The sequence below is a fragment of the Spirosoma pulveris genome, from assembly GCF_054781875.1.
This window is the reverse complement of the sequence record NZ_BAAGTO010000050.1, coordinates 1-2,278: the sequence shown is the minus strand read 5'-3', so window position 1 is coordinate 2,278 and position 2,278 is coordinate 1. Positions and strand designations below refer to the sequence as shown.

General features: G+C 45.8%; 3 protein-coding genes. All 3 read right to left on the bottom strand.

Annotated elements, in window-relative coordinates:
- Positions 1-212: 212 nt before the first annotated feature.
- A complete protein-coding gene (locus ACYVJM_RS32000) occupies positions 213-902 on the bottom strand; it encodes a hypothetical protein (protein WP_461152191.1) in 690 nt (229 codons plus the stop codon).
- A 14-nt stretch (positions 903-916) separates the two neighbouring features.
- The gene (locus ACYVJM_RS31995) at positions 917-1,273 is read right to left on the bottom strand and encodes a PadR family transcriptional regulator (RefSeq protein WP_461152190.1); all 357 of its coding nucleotides are present in this window, start codon (positions 1,271-1,273) and stop codon (positions 917-919) included.
- A 180-nt stretch (positions 1,274-1,453) separates the two neighbouring features.
- Positions 1,454-1,978: a DinB family protein gene (locus tag ACYVJM_RS31990; protein WP_461152189.1), complete on the bottom strand. Its 525-nt coding sequence runs from the start codon at positions 1,976-1,978 to the stop codon at positions 1,454-1,456.
- Between the last annotated feature and the right edge of the window lie 300 nt (positions 1,979-2,278).

Here is a 2,278-nt window from a genome sequence, read left to right as displayed (position 1 = left end):
TCCTCGTATCAAAAAGACGAGGCCATCAGGGCTCTGATTTAGGAGCGGATTCGTCTCACTAACTCAGCTAAAATGTGAGATGTTGTGTTTGATTCGTGAGATGACATTGTGAGAATAAAAATCCTACCGAATCATTTAGTCAAGACGATTACGGCACCCATCTCTTTGAACGGGCGATTAGTAAGGCAGTGATTAGAATGGGAATCTCGTACTTACCTGGTTTGGTACCATGAGTTGGGGTCTGTTTGCTTGGAGAAATCCACCAGACTTAGATAAAATAGAGCCGACGCTGACCACAGAGCGGTATAACCTAAGCCTTTTACCAGCCAAGACAGCTCCAAACCACCAAGGCTTATATAAAGCAACACTGACACAGCCCACAACAAATACGTCAGAAACCGGATCAACAAGGCGGGGAAGCGTACGACTCCCACTTTCTTCAACCGGGGAGCCACTCCTTGGAGCAAAAACCAGCTCAGCATGAGAGCCCATATACTACTTGTCCATTGAACTGAGTTCCGTAGCATCGTCTCACCGAGTACACCCGTGAAATCACTATTCAAGCCAAAATATAAGCTTGCAAACGTACTAAAGCCCACCACCAGTATCGTCCGAACTCGTTTGTGGGCAGCGAATTGGCTTTTTACCAAGGTCCACCAGTCCCGCAACAGACGTTTCGAATACACCTTCCGATAGGTCCATTCCATCTTCTGGATGTTGGTTGGCCCGCCAAAGTCATCAATCGTGTGCTGAAGTGCCTCCTCAAACGAAAGCGAATCGGCCATCCGGGCTGCCACGGAGGCCACAAAATGGTCCCTCATCTCGTCGATAAAGACGGTTTCAATCAAATCACAGTGTTGTGTCAGAAAGGTAGTGATGCGAGCCTGTTGAGCCTGAGTCATAGCGGTAAAGTTGATTAGGGAGTAGGAAGCTGATGGAGATCACTGGGAGTAAGTATGCGTTGTAATTGAAGGAGAAACTGGTCAATTTGTGCCAAACGATCTACAGCGTTGCCTTGTTGATCCTGGGCAATGGCATAGTATTTACGGGTACGGCCCTCCACGATTTGGGATTTGGTGATCAGCATACCGTCGGCTTCCAGTTTGTACAAAGCGGGATAAAGGGCCCCTTCGGTAATCTTGAGCTGGCCGTCGGTGATTTGCTTGACTTTTTGGCAAATTTCATAGCCGTACATCCACTCGGTGTCGGCCAGCAGTTTAAGGATGATGGCACTGAGGCTGCCCTTGAGTAGCTGATGAGACGTCGTATTCATGCCCAAATATAGTAGTATTTTTTATATACTACTGAATCTTGGGTATTAATCTATCAAAATTCAACAATCATTCGGTAAACGGGAGGGGGTAGCGATGGCCAGGGGTTAATAAGCTTAGGTGTCTCACTAATGGCTCTAAAGCGCACGGAGGAAACCTCACAGTTCTACTTCTTAAATGGGTTACTTCGCTAATCTTAGGCCGAAATCATGGCGTGTATCCACCACTCGCTTGATGAGCCCAAGCTGACCACAGTGATACATGGTGTGCTGGATATTCCAATCGACGGCCTCTCGTTTTGTGATAGCGATTGGATGAGGTGTAGGGGTGGGTTCTAGCGGACTTTCTAGTTCTGAAGTCTTCAGAGTCGCTAGGATAGCCAACGACTTTTGTTGCATGAATTGCAAGTCAGCTAGTAATTTAACTGAATCTACTTTACCTACTGACAGAGAAGGGCCTGATAGGGTGAACCACTCACTATAGTCTCGGATGGGAAGCTGTTGGAGGATATCCATTTGGTGCCCCCGAATGACCATAATCGAATGGAAATACTGACTAATAATCAAATGCCCAAGCTGCCAATCAATACTTGATTCTACAGTGGGAGGAATGATTTTCCACTTATCAAGCGGCACTGAATCAATCAGCTTATTCGTCCATTGATACGCATTGGCGGTTTGATTGATCAACATCTGGATTTCAGTCATCGGTCGTAAACATGGTTGGCTTATGCAAAAGCTATTGCACTCTTGTGGGCTAAGTTATTGTAGTTATCCCAATAACAGTGCGTGTGCCCTTTCAGGGATAAGATTTTGAGTTGTAAACGTGAAGTGTTTATTAAAGGTCGTCCTAGACCGGCTCATAAATCGCTCCAAAAATGGGGGGTTTTCAAAGATGCTTATCTAGCCATTTTTTTATGCGTAAACGTTTATATTTGTAAGTCTCCAATCAGCTGCCTGGCTTTATGTCTGCCAAATTTACTATACTGCTTGTCGATGATGATCCGG

Excerpts from the sequence above, each read along its gene's own strand:
- ACYVJM_RS32000 (WP_461152191.1), bottom strand. The coding sequence starts at position 902 with ATGACTCAGGCTCAACAGGCTCGCATCACTACCTTTCTGACACAACAC.
- ACYVJM_RS31995 (WP_461152190.1), bottom strand. The coding sequence starts at position 1,273 with ATGAATACGACGTCTCATCAGCTACTCAAGGGCAGCCTCAGTGCCATC.
- ACYVJM_RS31990 (WP_461152189.1), bottom strand. The coding sequence starts at position 1,978 with ATGACTGAAATCCAGATGTTGATCAATCAAACCGCCAATGCGTATCAA.